This window comes from Almyronema sp. (assembly GCF_052168255.1).
GTDB classification, from domain to species: Bacteria; Cyanobacteriota; Cyanobacteriia; order Phormidesmidales; family Phormidesmidaceae; genus Sphaerothrix; species Sphaerothrix epifaneia.
Genome location: NZ_JBQLZL010000016.1, coordinates 32,288 through 51,121, shown reverse-complemented (window position 1 = coordinate 51,121; position 18,834 = coordinate 32,288). Strand labels below are relative to the sequence as shown.

The window sequence follows — 18,834 nt, the reverse complement described above, 5'->3', positions numbered from 1 at the left end:
CTATGTCTGTCTCGACAGTACCTCCAACCCTACGGCTATTTTTAGACTGTGCTGATCCCCCGCAGTGGACTGACTGGTTAGCCACGGGTCTGTTTTATGGCATAACCACCAATCCGCTGCTGCTAGCCCGCTCAGGAACGGCTTGTAGCCTAGATAAGCTCCATTCTCTGGCAGAAACCGCTTTTGCTTTAGGGGCACAAGAGGTGCAGTTGCAAACCTGGAGAGACACGGTTCCAGCCTTGGTGGAACGGGGGCAACAGCTTGCTGCTGGCGATCGCCGGATTGTCGTCAAAGTTCCTATCACCCAGCTTGGTACCCTAGCGGCCACAAAGCTGATTCAGCAGGGCATCCGCGTCACCTTGACGGCAGTTTATGCCCCCCAGCAAGTGTTGATGGCGGCGGCGTTGGGAGCCGACTACGCGGCTCCTTACCTAGGGCGCATCAACGATCTGAGCGGACAAGGACGCGAGACTTTAGTGACAATGCAGCAAGCGATCGCAGCGTTACTGAGTCCGACTCGGCTATTAGTAGCCAGCATTCGCAGCATTGAAGAAGTGACCTTTTTAGCGACGCAAGGGTTGAACACTTTTACGCTTGCACCTGCGATCGCCGCCGAATTTTTTAATGTAGCCGCTACTCAACAAGCCACGGCGGATTTTGAACGGGCAGCTGAGCAAATGAGCCAATAGCGCTGCTATAGCCGCAGCGTTTTACCCCGCAGCGCTGCCGCCTGTCGCAGGTGCTTTGCCTGCAGCCGGGATGGCTCAGCTAGGCGAGCATAAGCCAGGGCTGCCTGGGCGATCGCTTGAATTTCACCCCCGGTTAGCGCTAATCGCGCCACCTTTGCCCAATCAACTTCATCTGCCACTTCGATATCGTCCGGCAACATTTGCTGCCAGAGCTGCCGTCGCTGCAACTGATTGGGTAAGGGAAATTCTAAAACCCCCTCTAGCTGATAGCGCCAGCGAGGTCGAATCGATTGCATAAAATGGGTGGTCAATAGCGTCAGACTCGGCACCTGTCGCCGCTGCGACAACCAACGGCTAATCAGGTTGTCGTTAGTTTCTTGCCGTCCTAACCACTGCTGGGCGGCTCGAATTAGAACCAAAGGAGCTGTTTGCAGCGCCGGATGGCTGAGTAAAGCCTGACACTCTGTTGCAGAGCGGTGGGTTAAGTCAACTAGCGTCAAAGGTTGTTGCAGCGCTTGAGCGATCGCTTTAGCTGCATAGGTTTTACCCGTTCCGGCTGCGCCAGCAAACAAAACGACCTGACCCAATGCCGTCTCTGCTCCCGTAGCTGACAGACTGAGGTTAAACTGCATCTGCTGAACTAATCCCTGCAAGCTTTGCAGAAGCGGACGTGGCAAAACAACCTCGTGCCAGTGCGGAGCGCTATAAATTTGCGGTTGAGCGATCGCTTCTGTGACGACGGCAGCAGGCACCAGCCGATGAAGCTCGTCGCCTTGCGGTGCTTCGGCCAGCAGATAATTAACCAGTTCGGGCGATAGTTGCAGATAGCGATCGAGTAACGGCGCTGGCTCCGCTTCTAGCGTATGCAAAAGCTGATGGATAAAAGCACTTGGCTTGGCCAGTTGTGCCCTCAGGCGACGCCATTCTAAATCGTTGCGGCAAAAAAGCCTTAGACCCAAGTCTACAGTCGGTATCCCCATCAGGCGGCTGGTGTCGGCCTGCAAATAACGATACAGCCGACTATAGCGCCGATTAATTTCCGGGGCGAGAGCCAACAGCACCAAATTTTTTTCTGGAATGGAAAGCTGAAAGCGATCGCATAGTAACGGTAGCGCTAGCACAATGCCCTGAGACTGGCTAGCTTGAATGCGGGCAGCTAAAAGCTGCTGATAGCTCTGCTTGTGAGACTTGATCGCTTTGGGCGGCACGCGGCAGTCGTCTTGAAAAGCAGGCGGAGTGAGGGTAATAATACCTTTCCACCAGTGGCTTGTAGCTCGATCAGCCGGAGACTGGGCAATCTGGTTCACCTCACGATTGTCTTGCCGTTGCTTGGCAACTGCAGCTAACAGCAACCGTTCCAGCCAGCCCAGTTCTGTTTTTAAATAAGCCCAGTTATCGGCAAAGGGAGCCACCTTAGCTGACATGACCTAGCATCCGCATAAACTCCAAGGGCAAACCATCCGCATCGGCAATAAACATCACTTCATAAACGTGATTACCAATCATTTGCTGCTGAGGGGGTAACAAAATCTTGAGCGGGTCTACTGGCACTGAAGCTTGGGCGGCTTGCTCAAAACGCTGCTGTAAGGCTGCTAGCCAACTGGGCAAATCTGTGGCCACCTCAGTTAAGTCAAAAGACAAATGGTAATATCCGGTGTAATGTTCGTCAGTAAACGCATCTGCGGCGGGTCGTGGCTCAGGAATCTGAAGTAGCTCAATGCGACCATTTAGACCTTCCATCCAGCAGGCTAAGGTAATGCCGGCTGTAAAGCGCTCGGTTACCGCAAAGCCTAGCTGCTCATAAAAGGCGATCGCTCGATGAATATTAGCGGTTCGGATAGAGGTATGATGCATAGCTAACCTCAAGACTTAGGTCATTAAGTCTCACCCACCCAGTCATCAGGTCAAGACTCACTCAAAAAGACGAAAATAGGGATAGCGCACCGGAGCGCCAGGTTCCTTTTCTAAATCGAAATTGATCACGTCCCAGCAGGGTTCATCCTCAGAAGGCGGGCTAAACTCAACGGGCAAACCATACAGTCGTGGAGACGCTGTTTCTGCTTTGCCTCGCCAAGGCGTACTGCGCTCAAGGTAGGCACTGACTAGGTCTTTATAGCGGCGGGCAATAATAACACGGGTGGCCCGATATCCCTGAGTATACAAGCGGTCTAGAGCCTCGTGAATTTCAAAGCGAATGCCGTCTGGGTGAGTATGTTGCCGATACCATTCTTCTTGCCATTGCCGCCAGTGCCGCCCCGACTGTAAATGCACCAGTTCCCGCGTTTCTGGATCCGCTTCAAAAGCGCCATGACGAGTACACAGATAAGTATCGGTGAGCGTCAGGGCTGGAATGGTTTGACGACAGTGGGGGCACTGAATTTCAGGGCCAAAGATGGGATATTGTAGGGCTGGATTCACCATTGAGTCTTAAACGAGACGGTTCTACACAACACCAGTCCCACATGTTCTGGTGGCCTTATTATAACTGGGAGGACTCGGTCACTTGCGGTTTCTCGGCTGCATTCTGTCATAACTTTAAGGAACTATCGTGGATTATGCCCAGCCCTTGTTAGTCACCCCTGGAAAATTTTGGCCTGCGCCTGATATCACAGCAGCCACGTTTGTAGCTCCAAACGCCACTGTAGTTGGCCAAGTCACCCTAGCGGCAGGCGCTAGCATCTGGTATGGTGCGGTGCTGCGAGGCGATGTTGAGCGGATTCAGGTAGGCGGCTATAGCAACGTGCAAGATGGAGCCGTGCTCCATGGTGATGTCGGTTTTCCAACGGTTTTAGAAGATTACGTTACAGTCGGTCATCGAGCAGTCATCCACGGTGCTTGGGTGGAGCGAGGCAGTCTTATAGGGATTGGCGCAACGCTGCTCAACGGGGTGCGTATTGGTACAGGCAGTATCGTGGGGGCTGGCGCTGTTGTCACCAAGTCGGTACCACCGCGATCGCTGGTGATGGGTCTACCGGGTAAAGTCGTGCGATCGCTGACTGACCTAGAAGCCACCGATCTAATTGAACATGCCCAAAAGTATTGTCAACTCGCAGCAGTCCACGCGGGTACAGGGCAACAGCTCGGTTTTGCCTGAAGCCTGAACTTTCGCCTAGAACCTGTGGGAAATAGAATTAATTATGAGAGAATTATTACACCGCTTAAAGTTACAAGATTTTTTAGCAATAGGAGGATTCGGAAATGGATCTGGATTTCCGCGTTTTGGCAGTGCTAGCTCCCATCATTTTGGCCGCTAGCTGGGCGGTGTTCAACATCGGTCGGGCTGCCATTGGGCAAATACAAGAATTCCTTAATCGGGAAGCTTAATATTTTCAGGATTTTAGGATACAGGGGTAAGGAGCGCGATCGCGCTCCTTACCTTATTTTTGTAGGCTTTTTAGCTCACCCTTAAAACTGGCGCAAAAAGCGTAAATCACTACTGTAAAGACGACGAATATCGTCAATCTTGTTTTGCACCATAGCTAGCCGCTCAACCCCTAAGCCCGCAGCAAACCCCGAATAAACCTCTGGGTCATAGCCGACAGCCTGCAAAACATTGGGGTCAATCATGCCACAGCCTAAAATTTCGAGCCACTGCCCTTGCCATTGCACATCGACCTCAGCAGACGGTTCCGTAAACGGAAAAAAGCTAGGGCGAAAGCGAACTGGAATTTCACCAAACAACGCCTCCAAAAACACCTTAATGGTGCCTTTCAGGTCGCTAAAAGTTAGGTTTTTATCTACGGCAAAAAACTCAATCTGGTGAAACACAGCGGCATGGGTAGCATCTACCGTGTCGCGTCGGTAACAGCGCCCTACCGCCACAACCCGCATCGGTGGCTCATGCGCCTTCATGTAACGAATTTGCACATTTGACGTGTGCGTACGCATGAGTTGACCATCGGTGAGGTAAAGCGTATCTTGCATGTCTCTGGCCGGATGGTCAGGCAAGAAATTCAGCGCTTCAAAGTTGTAGTAATCTGTTTCAACTTCAGGGCCTTGAGCTACGGTATAGCCCAAACCCACAAAAATATCGACGATTTGGTCAATAATGCTGTTGATCGGGTGTATCCGTCCCTGAGAGACAAAAACCCCCGGCATCGTCACATCTAGCGCTTCGTCTGCAAGCTGAGCGGCAATTGCCGCCGTTTGTAGCGTTGCTTTCTTCTCCTCTAAAGCTGTTTGCAAAGCCGTTTTGGTGGTATTGGCTAATGCCCCAATATGGGGACGCTCGGCGGCTGGTAGCCGCCCCATTCCCCCTAATACTTTAGAAAGCTGGCCTTTTTTACCCAAGTAACCAACTCGCAGTTGTTCTAACTCGTCTAAGGTCGCTGCCTCAGCGATGGCGGCTTGAGCAGACTGCTCAAGCGACTGTAGCTGTGTCTCCAATTCGGTTGGTAATGTGGTCATGCTCGTAAACTTCGGCTAAACAATACAGTAAAAACAGAGATAGCGCCCCTTTTGCTGATCAAAATAACTAGCCAAAGCAGTTAAGCTATGCTGACTAGGTACCTTAAAACGGGTCTTGCCTAGCCGTCATGGGGCTGGCTCCAGCGCTGATAGCAGCACAAAGCTTTGATTGTAATTTCACTACCCAGTGTATTGGGTTCAGGGTCAGCGCCATAAACTTTTCCAAGCTTTTTCGCGCTAACCATGTCAACTTACCGACGCCTATGAACATTTTAGTCAGCAATGATGACGGTATTTTTGCGCTGGGAATTCGTACGTTAGCTAACACGCTAGCCGCTGCCGGACACACCGTTACTGTGGTTTGCCCAGATCGCGAACGCTCGGCAACAGGTCACGGGTTGACGCTGCATAAGCCTATTCGAGCCGAAGTGGTTGAGTCGGGCTTTCATCCAGAGGTACAGGCTTGGGCCTGTTCGGGCACCCCTTCTGACTGTGTCAAGCTAGCACTAGGAGCACTTCTAGAAACGCCGCCAGACTTTGTGCTTTCTGGCATCAATCACGGAGCCAATTTAGGGACTGATGTCCTTTATTCGGGAACGGTTTCAGCGGCCATGGAAGGGGTGATAGAAGGTATTCCGGCTATTGCCTTGAGTTTAGCCAGCTTCAACGAGCGCGAGTTTCAACCAGGCGCTAACTTTGCTCGTGCGTTGGTAGATCATCTAGGGAATAATAGCCTTACCTCTGGCGTGCTTTTGAATGTCAATATTCCTGCCGTCAGGGAGGCTGACATTCGGGGTGTCAAAATTACTCGTCAAGGGCTGCGTCGCTACGTCGATCTCTTCGAAAAACGGGTTGATCCGCGTGGCAAAACCTACTATTGGTTAGCCGGAGAAGTGATGGAGGAGGTAAGCGATCCTCTGGATACCTGGGGCGGCGATGGTGTGCTAGAGTCGGCGATGACTGGGGTAAAAGCAGGGGTGTCTCTATTGCCAGCGGACGTTCACGCTATTAAGGAAAACTACATTACTATCACACCGCTGCAGTATAATTTGACCTCTCCCTCCGGTCTTACCCTTCTGGGCCAATGGCTAGCTAAATTGCCAGGACTAACCGCTAGCCTGGAGCAGACTCACCCAAACGAGCTTTAGCAAAAATTACAAATCTCTGAAAGTCTGTTTGTTTGCTCTAAGCTAACGTATGAAAAGCTTGTGATATTTTGATTCACCCTTACTGCTGACAAGTATTAACTCCACTTGCAAATGCAGCTATCTCGATGGATCTTCATTAAGATGGGAAATACGATAAAAAGGGTGGCGCTGTTACCAGATTCGTTGACCAGTTGGCGCAAGTAAAGGCTCATGTCTAACGTGCAGAAGCAGTTTTTAGTTAAGTTTTGGGGCGTAAGAGGTAGTATTGCTTGCCCAGGTTCTCAAACAGTGCGTTACGGTGGCAATACTTCTTGCGTTGAAATGCAAATTGCAGGTCAGCGCCTGGTGTTTGATGGTGGCACTGGGCTACGAGAACTGGGGCAAACGCTTTTGTCAGAAATGCCGATTGAAGCCCATATGTTTTTCACCCATTCCCACTGGGATCATATTCAAGGCTTTCCCTTTTTTGTGCCAGCTTTTGTGCCTATCAATAAGTTTTATATCTACGGTGCGATCGCACCCAATGGCTCTACCATTGAGCAACGCCTCAACGACCAAATGCTTCACCCGAACTTTCCCGTGCCGCTACAAATCATGGGAGCCGATTTGAAGTTTTGCGATCTTGAAATTGGCGAAAAGGTACAGCTTGGGGATGTCATCATCGAAAATGCTTTGCTGAATCATCCGGGAGAAGCTATTGGCTACCGGGTGAGTTGGGGCGGGCATTCAGTAGCATATGTTACTGATACAGAGCATTTTCCCGATCGGCTAGACGAAAACGTCTTATGGTTGGCGCGAGAAGCCGATTTGATGATCTACGACGCCACCTACACCAACGAAGAATATTACGACAAAAAATCCAGCAAGATCGGCTGGGGGCACTCGACTTGGCAAGAAGCGGTGAAAGTGGCTAAAGCAGCTAAGGTTAAACAGCTTGTCATTTTTCACCATGATCCGCTGCATGATGATGACTTTATGGATGAGATTAGCCGCCTTACTGTAGAGGCTTTTCCAAACAGCGTCGTGGCTTACGAAGGGATGACGATGGATTTACTGGCAACAGCGAAGACAGCCGCCTGATCTTGCTTCATCATCGACAAGGTTAACTGCCCGCAACGGTGGCCCTTAACTACAACAGCTTGCTTCAGCGATCTGACACTGTTGCGTAAAGACAGACCCAGCCAGCTATAGCTGTAGTCACAAGCGTTGAGAGGTTTCAATTGCCGCAAGCCGTTGATAGAAAAGCTTTCTTTCTGCTTTGGGCCTTTAGCCATAAAAGCCGACTGTTTCTCCTAAAGTCTTCTATTCCCCTCCAAATAGCGGTACGCTGATGCTAATGTGTCAAAATGTAAAGCGTGTGGGTTACTTCTTCAACAAGCACGGCTAAAACGCCAACAGCGATCGCGTTGGGAAATTTCGATGGCGTCCACTTAGGTCATCGTCAAGTCATTGAACCGATTTTGCCTCAAGCCGCCCCTCCCCCAGGGGTGAAGCCCCCAGAGGGGTCGCCATCCCACCCGGCTACTTTTGCCTCAGTGCAGGGCTACAGCGATGTTTCCTCACAAGCCTTTAGTCAGGATAACGCCGCCGCTGGCTTCTCTGCTGGTCAGCTTCGTCCTCCCTACGCTACGGTATTAACTTTTTTTCCTCACCCGCGCGAGTTTTTCTCTGGACAATCGCGCCCGTTGCTGACACCACTTGACGAGAAAGCAGACCAGCTTAAGCGCATGGGCGTTGAGCAACTGATCCTTTTTCCTTTCAATCAGCAACTCTCTGAGCTGACGCCGGAAGCTTTTGTTGAAGAGGTGCTGCTTCAGCAGTTACAAGCGCAGCGCATTAGCGTTGGGGTTGATTTTCGCTTTGGCTGTCGGCGAGCAGGAACAGCCGAAGATCTTAAAGCGATCGCTGCTCGCCAGGGAATTCCGGTGAACATTGTAGCGCTGAAACAACTGGGGGGTGAGCGTATTAGCAGTTCAAATATTCGACAAGCATTGCTAGCAGGGGATCTCGATCGAGCCAAAGCGCTTTTAGGCAGAGCCTACAGTTTGACGGGACGGGTTGTAATGGGCCAACAGCTCGGGCGAACGTTGGGATTTCCAACGGCTAACTTAAAACTTCTGGCCGACAAGTTTTTGCCCCGTCAAGGGGTTTATGCCGTTAGAGTGCAGGGCGATAGGCTCGCTCAAGCTGTAGAGCCGTTGTTAGGGGTGATGAACATTGGCTATCGGCCTACGGTTGCAGGTCAGCAGCAAACCGTTGAAGTGCATATTCTCAACTGGTCAGGCGATCTCTATGACCAAAATCTCACGGTTAGCTTAGAAGCCTTTTTACGGCCAGAGCAAAGGTTTGACTCTTTAGAAGACCTCAAACGTCAGATTCAGGCAGATTGTGAGGCGGCCTTGGGCATGCTATCGAGGGGCGATCGCCGCTAAGCTTAAAAAACTTTCAGCCGACATTAAGATTGATCCTGTGCCATGAGAGAGCGTGTTGACCAGCTAGTTCAAAATCTGAATCGCACTATTGTGGGCAAGACGGATGCTATTCGTTTAGTGTTGGTCGCCCTGATTTCTGGCGGACATGCCCTTTTAGAAGATGTTCCTGGCGTGGGTAAAACGCTGTTAGCTAAATCTTTAGCCCGTTGCCTTGACGGCAAGTTCCAGCGCATTCAATGTACGCCTGATTTACTCCCTACTGACATCACTGGCACCAACATCTGGAACCCCAGTTCGGGAGAATTTCAGTTTATGCCGGGGCCAGTCTTTACCCATATTTTGCTGACAGACGAAATTAACCGCGCTACTCCGCGTACCCAGTCAGCGCTTTTGGAGGTGATGGAAGAACATCAGGTGACTATTGACGGCATTTCTAGAGCCGTGCCTAATCCATTTTTTGTCATTGCCACTCAAAACCCGGTTGAATATCAGGGTACCTTTCCCCTGCCCGAAGCCCAAATGGATCGTTTTGCCCTTTCGTTTAGCCTGGGCTATCCTACCGCCGCAGAAGAGTTGAAGATGTTGCAACGGCTGCAAACAGGTATCCGCCCTGATGATTTGTCTCCTTGCTTGAGCCTAGAAGAAATGCAGGCTCTGCGGCATCAGTGTTTGCAAGTACGGGTTGAAGCCTCTTTACAAGAATATATTTTGCGGCTGGTGCGGGCGACCCGCAGCGATGAAGAAATCACCTTGGGGGCTAGCCCGCGCGGCAGTGTGGCTCTCTACCGGGCTGTGCAAGCGCTGGCTTTTATCGAAGGGCGAGACTATGCTATCCCAGATGACGTAAAATACTTGGCTGCCCCTGTTTTGGCTCATCGGTTGATTCCGGCTGCCGGACAATCAGGGATGACTATTATCACCAGATTGCTCAATTCTCTTCCGGTTGGCTCTTAGAAGCTGGATCCTGGCCGGAAGCTTTGGGTCACACATTAACCGCAGACCTCAAAGGCTTAAAGGTCATTGGTGCCAGATTCTGCCCCCGTTTGCTCCTCTTTGCGGATGGCTTAGCTTATGTCTGATTTGAAAGCCCTAATTTTTGATGTAGACGGTACCCTAGCTGAAACAGAACAAGACGGCCATCGGATTGCCTTTAACCAGGCGTTTGCAGCACTGGGTTTAGATTGGCATTGGTCAGTTGAGCAGTATGGCGAATTGCTTGAGGTAGCCGGAGGAAAGGAGCGGATTCGCTATTACCTGCAGCAATATCACCCCAATTTACCCTACGATCAACGTAGCCCTGCGTTCGTAGCCCAGTTACATGGCTTAAAAAATCAGTATTATCAGCAGCTTTTGCAACAGGGTAAAATTGCGCTACGACCGGGTGTCCAGCGTTTAATTTTAGCCGCCCGCCAAGCCCAACTGAGACTGGCGATCGCAACGACTAGCGCCCCCCACAACGTGATGCCTTTGTTGAGAAAGACTATCGGAGCTGATAGCCCCAACTGGTTTGAGGTCATTGCCGCAGGCGATATAGTGCGCCAAAAGAAACCTGAGCCAGATATTTATCATTATGTGTTGGAGGCTATGGCGATCGCCCCGGCTCATTGTCTGGTGATTGAAGATAGCCCCCAGGGGCTAGCCGCTGCAACCCAAGCCGGACTTAAAACGGTGATCACGGTGAATCGCTACACCTGCCGCTATACCTATCCTCAGGCGGCTCTGGTACTCGATCATTTGGGCGAACCGGAAAAGCCCTTTATCGCGATCGCCGGAAATCCTGAAGGCGATCGTTACTTTACGCTTGATTTAGCTCAGCGATTACTGCGATCGCCCGTTCACCTGTAAGCGCTAGCAAGGTCAGTATGGCTCTTTCTCAATCTCTCTGGCAGTCTAATCAAGACTTGGCCTTGTCTACTTTGCACCATCCCTTTGTGCAGGGAATTGCAGATGGCTCTCTCGCCAAAGAAAAGTTTGCCTACTATGTGGGGCAAGACGCATTTTTCTTAGAATCCTTTGCCCGCGCCTACAGCATTGCTGCGGCTAAGTCGCCGGATTGGCAAACGTTTCAGCTTTTTCATGCGCTAACGGCGGGAGTGCTGGCAGAGCTAAAACTGCACGCTACTTATGCCCAGCACTGGCAGGTTGATCTGCAAACCGTCCAACCCGGTGCAGCAACCCGACGATACACAGACTTTTTGCTGGCCACAGCTTGGAGTCAAGACATTGGCTTTACAGCAGTGGCCATGTCACCCTGTATGCGTCTCTATGCGTTTTTAGGGCAAACCTTGGCTCAAAACGGCATCCCTAACCACGCTTACAGCGAATGGATTCAAACCTACAGCAGCGACACTTTTGAACCACTCGCCCAGCAGCTAGAAACTTTGGTAGAGCAGTATGCCCAAAACACGCAGCCAGTGCAAGCAACCTATCGCTATGCCATGCTGTGTGAGCAAGCCTTTTTTCAAGCAGCGTGGGAAAGCTAATTGATTTAACTGGCTGCTGAGGGCGATCGAGGAGAGCCGCCTTAACTGCCATAATATTGCTGTTGTCTGTTTTAGCCTGTCATGCTGCCTTTTATTCGTGCCGATCTGGCTCAGCTCACTGCGTATACTCCCCATCCAGGAGGTGAGATGCAGACAACAGGGGCTTTAGATCATCTAGATACCAACGAAAACCCCTACGACTTACCCGCCGATTTAAAGGAAAAGCTAGCCTGGACTTATCAGCAGGCGATCGCGGCTAATCGCTATCCTGATGGCGGCCATGAGCCATTGAAGCAAGCGATCGCAGCTTATGTGAGCGAATCAGCGCCCGGTGCCGGAGCGGCTTTATCTAGCCAGCACATTTCTATCGGCAACGGCTCTGATGAACTCATCCGCGCTTTGCTCATCGCGACTTGTCTTCAGGGCAGTGGCGCTATTCTGGTAGCTCAGCCCACCTTTTCGATGTACGCTATTTTGGCGCAAACGCTCGGTGTTCCAGTGGTCAGTGTCAATCGTCACCCAATCAATTTTGCTGTCGATTTAGAGGCTGCTCAGCAGGCGATCGCTACGGCTACTTGTCCGGTACGAGTGGTTTTTATGGTGCATCCTAATTCACCCACCGCTAACGCCCTTACGCCTGCCGAACTCAACTGGCTCCAGAATTTACCTGAGTCAGTGTTGGTTGTGGTGGATGAAGCCTACTTCGAATTCAGCCAGCAGACGACCTTAGCCCTGGCTTTGCAGCGTTCTAACTGGGTCATTCTACGCACCTTTTCTAAAGCCTTTCGTTTGGCGGCTCATCGGGTTGGCTACGCGATCGCCCAGCCGAGGCTAACTCAGATTCTTGAAAAAGTCAGGCTACCCTACAACTTGCCAAGTTTTTCTCAGGCAGCGGCGCTAACAGCGCTGAGACATCGCCAAAGCCTGCTTACGGTCATTCCTGATTTGCTAGCAGAACGCGATCGCCTCTTACAAGCCTTAACTGCTATGGCCGATTTACAAGTCTGGCCTAGTCAGGCTAATTTCATTTATGTACGGCCTCAGCCGCAATCATCAGCTACGTTAGATCAGCTTTTTACCCAACTCAAAGCACAAGGTACGCTCATTCGACAAACCGGAGGTGGGCTGAGAATTACGGTGGGCACCCCTGCCGAAAACCAGCGAACGCTAGACCATTTAGCGCGATCGCTAAAAGCCATTGTCTCTGCCTGAGTTTTGTCCAGCTAGCTGCCGCTGCCAGATTATCTGTTCTGATGGGGGAGGCTTCGTCCAGAACTCGATTAACTTAACGTGCGGGCTAAGCGAATGGTATAAGGCAAAACGCCCACCAGCAAAGCAAAAGCTTCATCGGGAACTTGATTGACCATCTCAGCGTCAAAATAACTCTTGAACTGCTCTAAGATCATCCGCGCCCGCTCGGCTGGCACTGGCTTATCCGTAAAATTCTGCGTCAAGCGAATCCACTGCAACCGAATGCGCAACGCTTTTTGCTGTTCCTCATGAGACTCAGGAGGAATCAACGACAAATTACCCAAAGGAATAATTTTTTGACAACCTAAATCAAACGAACCGCCCACAGCAGCCCCTGGCCCTGCAAATTCGGCATGAAATTGTTTGACCACAATAATGCCATTGCGTCGCCGACTATTCACGACCCAAAACTTATCGTTGTTAAGTTGGGTCAGAATTTCCTCAGCCTCCAAGTTCTGATTCACAGATTGATGGGCAATGGGATCATTACAGCGAGGGGCAGTGCTTTCAGACACCAACTGTGACCGCGTTAACGGCACGGTGCGGTTATGCTTGGAACCCGCAACTAAGCCAATAGAGTTTTGCGTATAGTTGCCTACATCCATGTAAGTTGGCAATTAATTCCAAGCTGAGAATCAGAATTTGCACTCACCTATTCTAGGGTACTGACTCTACAGATATGCGTGACCTCTGTTAGAAATCTCTGAAGCAGACATAAAGATTTGACAAAACGTAAACTCCTTCAATGGGGTAACTGACCCCAATCGCAGCCTTAGCCTAGCTTTGCTCCGTTGCCTCAAACTCAGCCGTTAACAAGTAAATTTTGCTTTACACAATTTTAAGCTATTCGTTCTCGTTGCCTATGCCCTTTAGGCGCTACGGCAGGGGTTTGTACAGCAATAGCCGCTGTGGCTTTCCCCACAAAGCGCCCCAAGGGTTCCATTCCGCTTGCTTAAGCTGATACCCCATTTTGGTGTATAGATGGCGCGCCTGCTGATTATCTTCCATCACATGCAAGTACAGCGATCGAAATCCCCAGCTTCGCGCCGTCTGTTCGCAAGCTTGTAGCAGTTGACGGGCTACACCACGTCGGCGAAACTGCTGGTGAACCGCTAAGTTAGAAACGTAGGGGTATTTTGTCAGGCTAAACGGCCAAACCTGGGCAGGACGACACGAAAGTTCTACTGTTCCGATCACTGGCTGCTCGCTTGACAGCGTTGCCTCTGCCGATTGCACCGCAAAACAGGCATAACGCGCAGGCTGGGAACGAAATCGATGCTTCAAATCTTCATAGATACCTAAGCGTAAAAGGGGGTATACAAAATACATCCAGCCCGTCTGCGGATAGAAGCTGGCAACTAAAATATCGGCTAGCTGATTTAAGTCCTCAAGGCCCGCAGTTCTCACTCGAAACGAAATCGATTCACCGGAATATGTGAAGGACAAGTAAGGATGGGAAATAGACATAGTGGAAATCTTAAGCCGAATGGGAATGCTGGATAGCAGCCTGATGAACAATATCGTGACGAGTTGCCCCCAAGGAATCTTTGACTAGCTTACTCAAAGTCAGTTTAGATTACCCAAGTTATCTGAGAACCTTTGTTACGGTTGGCGCTTTTGCTTGTGATGACGTCACCAATAACGCAGCGAGGGGCAGCTCTGCCAACCCACTTACGCATGGATAGACTGCTCCCCTACATTTGCGCTGTAGTTCATGGTTATTCCTCAGTCGGGTTCTGCTAAGGCAGCCGCTAAAGCCAAGATTTTGGTTGTTGATGATGAAACAGACAACCTGGATCTGCTCTATCGTACTTTTTTCCGCAACTTTCAGGTACTTCGAGCCAGCAGCGGAGCAGAAGCGCTAGAAATTTTAGCAGCCCAGCCTGAGGTAGCCGTGATCATTTCTGATCAGCGTATGCCCGGTATGAGCGGTACTGAGCTACTTAGCCAGGTGGCGGCACAGTATCCCAACATCATTCGCATCATGCTGACGGGCTACACCGATGTGGAAGACCTGGTTGAGGCTATCAACGCGGGTAAGGTGTTTAAGTATGTTACGAAGCCTTGGGATGAAGATGATTTAAAGGCGATTGTGCAGCAAGCCGTCGAAACCCACAGTATCCTCGAAGCTCGTACGGCTGACCTCGCAAGGGTGCTACGTCAAGAAACGTTACTCAATGCAGTAACCAATACAATTCGTAGCGCCCAGAGTTCTCGGCAAATGCTACAGACCATTGTGAATACAGTTGGCCCCATCATTGAGGTTGACTGGTGCATTTTGCTGACTTTTGATGTCACTCGCGATTCTCCTTATTTTGTCTATAGCTCTCCGGCGCAATTTGCCAAAACTAAACCATCAGACTTCAATCGGCTGCAGCATACGATTTGGCAAACCCAAACGGTACAACAAATTAATCGATCTGATCTGCTGTGGGTCGGCTCTGAAACTATTGATGCGAGTGTTTCGCAAACTTATGATGCGCTAGATATTCAATCGAGTCTGCTGATCCCGCTAATTTTTAAGCAAAACCTGGTGGCTGTGTTGGCACTGCATCAGTGTGGCCAGGTGCGAAGCTGGAGTAGCGATGAAGTTCAGCTCTTGGTGACAATGGCTGACCAGGCTGCTTTGGCCGTTGCTCAAATGACCACGTATGAGCAAATTCAATCACTGGCTCAGCGTGAAGTTTTAATTAACACCATTACGCAGGCGATCCGCTCTAGTTTAGACCCCAAAGAAATTTTTGCGGCCATTACGCAAAAGCTTTGTCTGGCGCTAAAGACGAATAACTGCGCCCTTTCGCTTTGGTTTGCTGAGGCGGGCTATGTGCGCTGTGTTAGCCGTTATCGAGCTTTGGATCAAGAGTTGGTGGCTGTGCCACCCTTTGCCATATCGGATTTAGAAGTTGAGCTAGAAGGGTTGGCTGACGCATCGTCTGAGGCTGAGGTGATGACAGCGCCGATCGCGATCGCAGATGACCCTATTTTGCAGCAACTCGCAGCGACCCAACGCCCCGTCGTAATTGATGCGACGGCTCCCCCTACGGCTAGTCCACCGCAAATGCTGGGTGATGCCGGGGCAGAGTGCGCCATGCTGGCAGTACCCCTGCTGGCGGAGGGGCAGATCATCGGTAGTATTTATCTAGAGCAACCGGGATTTCGGGTATGGCGACAAGACGAAATTGATTTAGCTCAAGCGGTGGCGGCTCAAGCGGCGATCGCCGTACAGCAAGCTCGGCTCTATCAAAAAACTCGACAACAGGCCGAAAGCCTATTAGAACTCGATCGCTTGAAAACAGAGTTTTTTCAAAACATTTCCCATGAGTTTCGAACACCGCTAACGTTGGCAATTGGGCCATTAGAAACCGCGATCGCTCAAGAGCAAGGGCTGAGCTACGAACAGTCTCAGGTCATGCTGCGTAATGCTCGACGACTATTGCGCTTGGTGAATCAGCTTCTAGATCTACAGCGTTTAGATGCAGGTCGGATGCAACCCACCTTTAGACCCTGCGATCCGGTGCCTTTTATTAGCAAAGTGATTGAGGCTTTTCGACCTTATTGCGATCGCAAAGATTTGCAGCTTGTAGTTGAGTTACCGCCCACCTGCTCAACGCTCTACCTAGATTTAGAAAAATTTGACAAGGTGGTTTACAACCTGCTTTCAAATGCAATGAAGTTTACACCGACTGGCGGCAGGATTACCGTCAGCCTTAAAACTGAAGCTGAGCAGGTTTGCCTGCAGGTGCAGGATACAGGCATTGGCATTTTAGCAGAGCAGTTACCTTATCTGTTCGAACGGTTTCGGCAGGCGGATGGTTCAGCCAGTCGTCACTCGGAAGGGACAGGGCTAGGTTTAGCGATCGCCAAAGAGTTGGTCGATTTGCATGGAGGAGACATCACCGTCAGTTCTCAGTATGGTCAGGGTACGACGTTTACCGTTTGGTTACCGCTGGGCAAAGCCCATCTGCCCAGCCAGCACATTACCGAAACCAGGGCTGACTTTATCCCGCAACGAGCCACGGTAGAACTGGCCGATATTGAAGGGCTACAGACATCGGAAGATCTGATCTGCGATCTCGCAGCGACCGAAGCGGCTAAAGCGGTCAGAGGACAACCCCAAATTTTAGTTGTAGACGATCATCCTGATTTGCGGGCTTATGTCACGAGTATTTTGCGGCAGGCAGGCTATGGCGTGCAGGCGGTAGCTAACGGCGAGATAGGGTTAGCAGTTATGCGCCGTCAGCCACCCAGCTTGGTGGTGACAGATTTAATGATGCCGGGTATTTCTGGCTTAGAGCTAATTCGGCAGGTGCGGGCTGACGAAGCGCTACAAGGAATCCCGATTGTTTTGCTAACGGCTAAAGCGGACGATGCCACCCGGATTACAGGAACCGAAGAAGGAGCAGATGCTTATCTGTCGAAACCTTTTAGCGATCGCGAATTGCTGGCTGAAGTTCGTAACCTGCTAGCCCTCAAGGCCAATGAGCGGCGGGTGGCAGAACTGAATACCTACTTGACAGAGTCGGTGTTAAAACGCTTTTTGCCCCCTGCGCTGGTGCAAAAAGCGGCTCAGGGTAACTTACAGCTCGATTTGCAACCCGAACCCCGGCTCGTGACTATCCTTTTTAGCGATATTATTGGCTTTACTCAGCTATCGACCCGATTGCAGGCTAAGCGCATTGCCGAAGTGCTGAATGAATATTTAGCAGCCATGAGTCAAGCCATTTTTGACAATGGAGGCACGGTTGATAAGTTTATGGGAGATGCCGTGCTGGCGCTGTTTGGCGCACCTGAAGACCTGAGTTCTGAGCAGCAGGCACAACAAGCGATCGCCGCAGCGCAACAAATGTATCGGAATCTTCATCAACTTAACCAACGCTGGCAAGCTCAAGGGGTTGGCACTATCCAGTTTCGCTGCGGTATTCACCAAGGTCGAGCGGTAGTCGGCATGTTTGGCAGCGCTGAACGGACGGACTATACGGCTATTGGCCCTAGCGTCAATATTGCGGCTCGTCTCCAAGAGGCGGCGGAAGCAGATTGCATCCTAGTTTCGGAATCGGTAGCGCGTTTCTTGCCAGAGGCCGATACTCGCCAAATAGGTTTGCTTCAACTCCGAGGAATTGACAAAGCAGTGCTAACGTTTGGAGTAAAGGTAAATTCTCAAGCAGAGTCATCTACGCTGCTGTCTCACTGACTATGTTATGGCTGTGTCCACCCCTGACGCTCTGATCTGGCTACGACACCGAGATCCGCGTCGTCTGTGGCCTAAATTAATTGCTTTAGCGGTTTTGCTACATGGGCTACTCTGGCTATTGGGCTGGCCGATTTGGTTGCGATCGCAGCAGGCTTTGACCCAGTCTACTCAGACGGTAGTGCCCATTGAGCTAGTGGCAACCGCAGAGGGGGCAAGTTCAGAGGCGATCGCAGCGGCAGGTTCTGCTGAGGAAGCCACTGCTGCCGCTGCGACCGAGTCAGCCGCTTCTCCTGACTCCCAAGCCAACCAGTCAGCGTCGCCTAGCCCTTCACCCAACGCAACAGAACCTCCCAGCGATCGCAGCCCAGCCGTCGTCTCTGGCAATGAAACATCAGGCACTAGCCCAGAACGTGGCGGCAGCACGGCGGCAGGCAATACACGCAACAGCAGCAATACAGGGGCAACTGGTAACGATCAGGGGGGGACATCGGCTAGCGGTGGCGATCGCGGTAGGCAAACCCAGGAAGAAACAACGGCTGGGGGCAGTTCAGCCGCAACCGGACGCGAGACTGAAGGAACCGAAGGCACTGAGGGAACGACTGGCGACGGTGCAGAAGTCACCGAAGAGGCCACCGGAAACGAAGACGGCCTAGGGACGGTGAGTGTCAATTCAAATCCCACAGGGCAAAATACTCGCTTCACCACCCAGCTTGCGGTAGCGCCGTTGCCAGACGGCAATGATATTCCTGATATATTGCCTGCTCTGGTGAATGAAGGGAGGCAGCAAATTGTGCTAGACCCGCTGCAGGGTACCTGTGATTTGCCCAGTCCAGAGGTGACTCAATTTATTCAGACGGGGGCGTCGGTAGCGCTACAGGTGGTGGTAGAAGCGGATGGCCGTGTTTCAGGTGCCTTTGTCAAAAACACAAGCGGTAGTTTTGGGTTTGACACGTTGATGCGCTGTTTGCTGGTCGAGGCTCAGGTGTTTGAGTTTTATCCGGCTCAAAGTGGTGGGGCAGCGGTGCCCACAGATCAGATAATTTTGCAGGTTAGCGTAACGCCTAATTGAGCGCCAATGGAGCCGCCTCATTTGCTGGCAAATTGTGTTAACCTAGCATATGCTCAAGCAGCCAGTCTGCGGGTGTAGTTTAGTGGTAAAACCTTAGCCTTCCAAGCTAATGATGGGGGTTCGATTCCCCCCACCCGCTTAGTGCGTTTTTTGGCGGCTGAAAA

Annotated in this window: 18 protein-coding genes and 1 tRNA gene; 13 read left to right on the top strand and 6 right to left on the bottom strand. The window is 51.1% G+C overall.

The genetic code is table 11. The features are described from left to right. The first annotated feature begins 2 nt into the window (after nt 1-2). Nucleotides 3-689 carry a transaldolase family protein gene (locus ACTS3T_RS02915; protein WP_377967352.1) on the top strand — a complete coding sequence of 229 codons (687 nt, stop codon included), beginning with the start codon at nt 3-5 and terminating at the stop codon, nt 687-689. Between the two features lie 5 nt (nt 690-694). Here ACTS3T_RS02915 and ACTS3T_RS02910 read toward each other — a convergent pair whose 3' ends face one another. Genes ACTS3T_RS02910 through ACTS3T_RS02900 form a run of 3 tightly spaced genes read right to left on the bottom strand, consistent with a single transcriptional unit; the run spans nt 695 to nt 3,110 of the window. Next, nucleotides 695-2,113, bottom strand: coding sequence for an AAA family ATPase (locus ACTS3T_RS02910; RefSeq protein WP_377967354.1), 1,419 nt, complete (start codon nt 2,111-2,113; stop codon nt 695-697). Then, a complete protein-coding gene (locus ACTS3T_RS02905; protein WP_377967356.1) occupies nt 2,103-2,543 on the bottom strand; it encodes a VOC family protein in 441 nt (146 codons plus the stop codon). The genes ACTS3T_RS02910 and ACTS3T_RS02905 overlap by 11 nt, the downstream gene beginning before the upstream one ends. Nucleotides 2,544-2,600: 57 nt before the next feature. Then, complete coding sequence (locus tag ACTS3T_RS02900) at nt 2,601-3,110, bottom strand: TIGR02652 family protein (protein WP_377967358.1); 510 nt, start codon at nt 3,108-3,110, stop codon at nt 2,601-2,603. Nucleotides 3,111-3,234: 124 nt separating this feature from the next. Here ACTS3T_RS02900 and ACTS3T_RS02895 point away from each other — a divergent pair, with 124 nt between their 5' ends. Together ACTS3T_RS02895 and ACTS3T_RS02890 are read left to right on the top strand one after the other, a co-directional pair. Then, a complete protein-coding gene (locus ACTS3T_RS02895; protein WP_377967450.1) occupies nt 3,235-3,783 on the top strand; it encodes a gamma carbonic anhydrase family protein in 549 nt (182 codons plus the stop codon). A 104-nt stretch (nt 3,784-3,887) separates the two neighbouring features. Continuing rightward, entirely contained in the window at nt 3,888-4,013 is a 126-nt protein-coding gene (locus tag ACTS3T_RS02890) for a photosystem II protein Y (RefSeq protein ID WP_377967360.1), read from the top strand. An 81-nt stretch (nt 4,014-4,094) separates the two neighbouring features. On the opposite strand, the gene pheS is transcribed toward ACTS3T_RS02890, so the two are convergent. Beyond that, nucleotides 4,095-5,096 carry a phenylalanine--tRNA ligase subunit alpha gene (pheS, locus tag ACTS3T_RS02885; RefSeq protein WP_377967362.1) on the bottom strand — a complete coding sequence of 334 codons (1,002 nt, stop codon included), beginning with the start codon at nt 5,094-5,096 and terminating at the stop codon, nt 4,095-4,097. 263 nt (nt 5,097-5,359) lie between these two features. Here pheS and surE point away from each other — a divergent pair, with 263 nt between their 5' ends. The 7 genes from surE to ACTS3T_RS02850 all read left to right on the top strand — a co-directional run bounded on the left by surE (nt 5,360) and on the right by ACTS3T_RS02850 (nt 12,371). Further along, entirely contained in the window at nt 5,360-6,244 is an 885-nt protein-coding gene (gene surE, locus ACTS3T_RS02880) for a 5'/3'-nucleotidase SurE (protein ID WP_377967364.1), read from the top strand. A 210-nt stretch (nt 6,245-6,454) separates the two neighbouring features. Then, on the top strand, nt 6,455-7,324 hold the full coding sequence (locus ACTS3T_RS02875) for an MBL fold metallo-hydrolase (RefSeq protein WP_377967366.1): 870 nt from the start codon (nt 6,455-6,457) through the stop codon (nt 7,322-7,324). Between the two features lie 275 nt (nt 7,325-7,599). Then, nucleotides 7,600-8,676: a bifunctional riboflavin kinase/FAD synthetase gene (locus ACTS3T_RS02870; protein ID WP_377967368.1), complete on the top strand. Its 1,077-nt coding sequence runs from the start codon at nt 7,600-7,602 to the stop codon at nt 8,674-8,676. A 42-nt stretch (nt 8,677-8,718) separates the two neighbouring features. Beyond that, nucleotides 8,719-9,630 (top strand): AAA family ATPase, encoded by a 912-nt coding sequence (locus ACTS3T_RS02865; protein WP_377967370.1) that lies wholly within the window; start codon nt 8,719-8,721, stop codon nt 9,628-9,630. 117 nt (nt 9,631-9,747) lie between these two features. Next, nucleotides 9,748-10,521: an HAD-IA family hydrolase gene (locus ACTS3T_RS02860; protein WP_377967372.1), complete on the top strand. Its 774-nt coding sequence runs from the start codon at nt 9,748-9,750 to the stop codon at nt 10,519-10,521. Between the two features lie 17 nt (nt 10,522-10,538). Then, the gene (locus tag ACTS3T_RS02855) at nt 10,539-11,159 is read left to right on the top strand and encodes a TenA family protein (protein WP_377967374.1); all 621 of its coding nucleotides are present in this window, start codon (nt 10,539-10,541) and stop codon (nt 11,157-11,159) included. Between the two features lie 81 nt (nt 11,160-11,240). After that, entirely contained in the window at nt 11,241-12,371 is a 1,131-nt protein-coding gene (locus ACTS3T_RS02850; protein ID WP_377967376.1) for a histidinol-phosphate transaminase, read from the top strand. 68 nt (nt 12,372-12,439) lie between these two features. Here the strand turns inward: ACTS3T_RS02850 and ACTS3T_RS02845 are convergent, their stop codons facing one another. Both ACTS3T_RS02845 and ACTS3T_RS02840 read right to left on the bottom strand, forming a co-directional pair. After that, nucleotides 12,440-13,015, bottom strand: a complete 576-nt coding sequence (locus tag ACTS3T_RS02845; protein ID WP_377967378.1) for a hypothetical protein — start codon at nt 13,013-13,015, stop codon at nt 12,440-12,442. Nucleotides 13,016-13,286: 271 nt separating this feature from the next. Beyond that, nucleotides 13,287-13,877, bottom strand: coding sequence for a GNAT family N-acetyltransferase (locus ACTS3T_RS02840; RefSeq protein WP_377967379.1), 591 nt, complete (start codon nt 13,875-13,877; stop codon nt 13,287-13,289). A 247-nt stretch (nt 13,878-14,124) separates the two neighbouring features. On the opposite strand from ACTS3T_RS02840, the gene ACTS3T_RS02835 reads away from it, so the two are divergent. The 3 genes from ACTS3T_RS02835 (at nt 14,125) to ACTS3T_RS02825 (ending at nt 18,809) form a co-directional block, all read left to right on the top strand. Next, complete coding sequence (locus ACTS3T_RS02835) at nt 14,125-17,601, top strand: response regulator (protein ID WP_377967381.1); 3,477 nt, start codon at nt 14,125-14,127, stop codon at nt 17,599-17,601. Between the two features lie 7 nt (nt 17,602-17,608). After that, a complete protein-coding gene (locus ACTS3T_RS02830) occupies nt 17,609-18,670 on the top strand; it encodes a hypothetical protein (RefSeq protein WP_462934745.1) in 1,062 nt (353 codons plus the stop codon). A gap of 68 nt (nt 18,671-18,738) precedes the next feature. Further along, nucleotides 18,739-18,809, top strand: a tRNA-Gly gene (locus ACTS3T_RS02825). Nucleotides 18,810-18,834: the final 25 nt, after the last annotated feature.

Coding starts and splice junctions, on each gene's coding strand:
- ACTS3T_RS02915 (WP_377967352.1), top strand. CDS start 3: ATGTCTGTCTCGACAGTACCTCCAACCCTACGGCTATTTTTAGACTGT.
- ACTS3T_RS02910 (WP_377967354.1), bottom strand. CDS start 2,113: ATGTCAGCTAAGGTGGCTCCCTTTGCCGATAACTGGGCTTATTTAAAA.
- ACTS3T_RS02905 (WP_377967356.1), bottom strand. CDS start 2,543: ATGCATCATACCTCTATCCGAACCGCTAATATTCATCGAGCGATCGCC.
- ACTS3T_RS02900 (WP_377967358.1), bottom strand. CDS start 3,110: ATGGTGAATCCAGCCCTACAATATCCCATCTTTGGCCCTGAAATTCAG.
- ACTS3T_RS02890 (WP_377967360.1), top strand. CDS start 3,888: ATGGATCTGGATTTCCGCGTTTTGGCAGTGCTAGCTCCCATCATTTTG.
- pheS (WP_377967362.1), bottom strand. CDS start 5,096: ATGACCACATTACCAACCGAATTGGAGACACAGCTACAGTCGCTTGAG.
- surE (WP_377967364.1), top strand. CDS start 5,360: ATGAACATTTTAGTCAGCAATGATGACGGTATTTTTGCGCTGGGAATT.
- ACTS3T_RS02875 (WP_377967366.1), top strand. CDS start 6,455: ATGTCTAACGTGCAGAAGCAGTTTTTAGTTAAGTTTTGGGGCGTAAGA.
- ACTS3T_RS02865 (WP_377967370.1), top strand. CDS start 8,719: ATGAGAGAGCGTGTTGACCAGCTAGTTCAAAATCTGAATCGCACTATT.
- ACTS3T_RS02860 (WP_377967372.1), top strand. CDS start 9,748: ATGTCTGATTTGAAAGCCCTAATTTTTGATGTAGACGGTACCCTAGCT.
- ACTS3T_RS02855 (WP_377967374.1), top strand. CDS start 10,539: ATGGCTCTTTCTCAATCTCTCTGGCAGTCTAATCAAGACTTGGCCTTG.
- ACTS3T_RS02850 (WP_377967376.1), top strand. CDS start 11,241: ATGCTGCCTTTTATTCGTGCCGATCTGGCTCAGCTCACTGCGTATACT.
- ACTS3T_RS02845 (WP_377967378.1), bottom strand. CDS start 13,015: ATGGATGTAGGCAACTATACGCAAAACTCTATTGGCTTAGTTGCGGGT.
- ACTS3T_RS02840 (WP_377967379.1), bottom strand. CDS start 13,877: ATGTCTATTTCCCATCCTTACTTGTCCTTCACATATTCCGGTGAATCG.
- ACTS3T_RS02835 (WP_377967381.1), top strand. CDS start 14,125: ATGGTTATTCCTCAGTCGGGTTCTGCTAAGGCAGCCGCTAAAGCCAAG.
- ACTS3T_RS02830 (WP_462934745.1), top strand. CDS start 17,609: ATGGCTGTGTCCACCCCTGACGCTCTGATCTGGCTACGACACCGAGAT.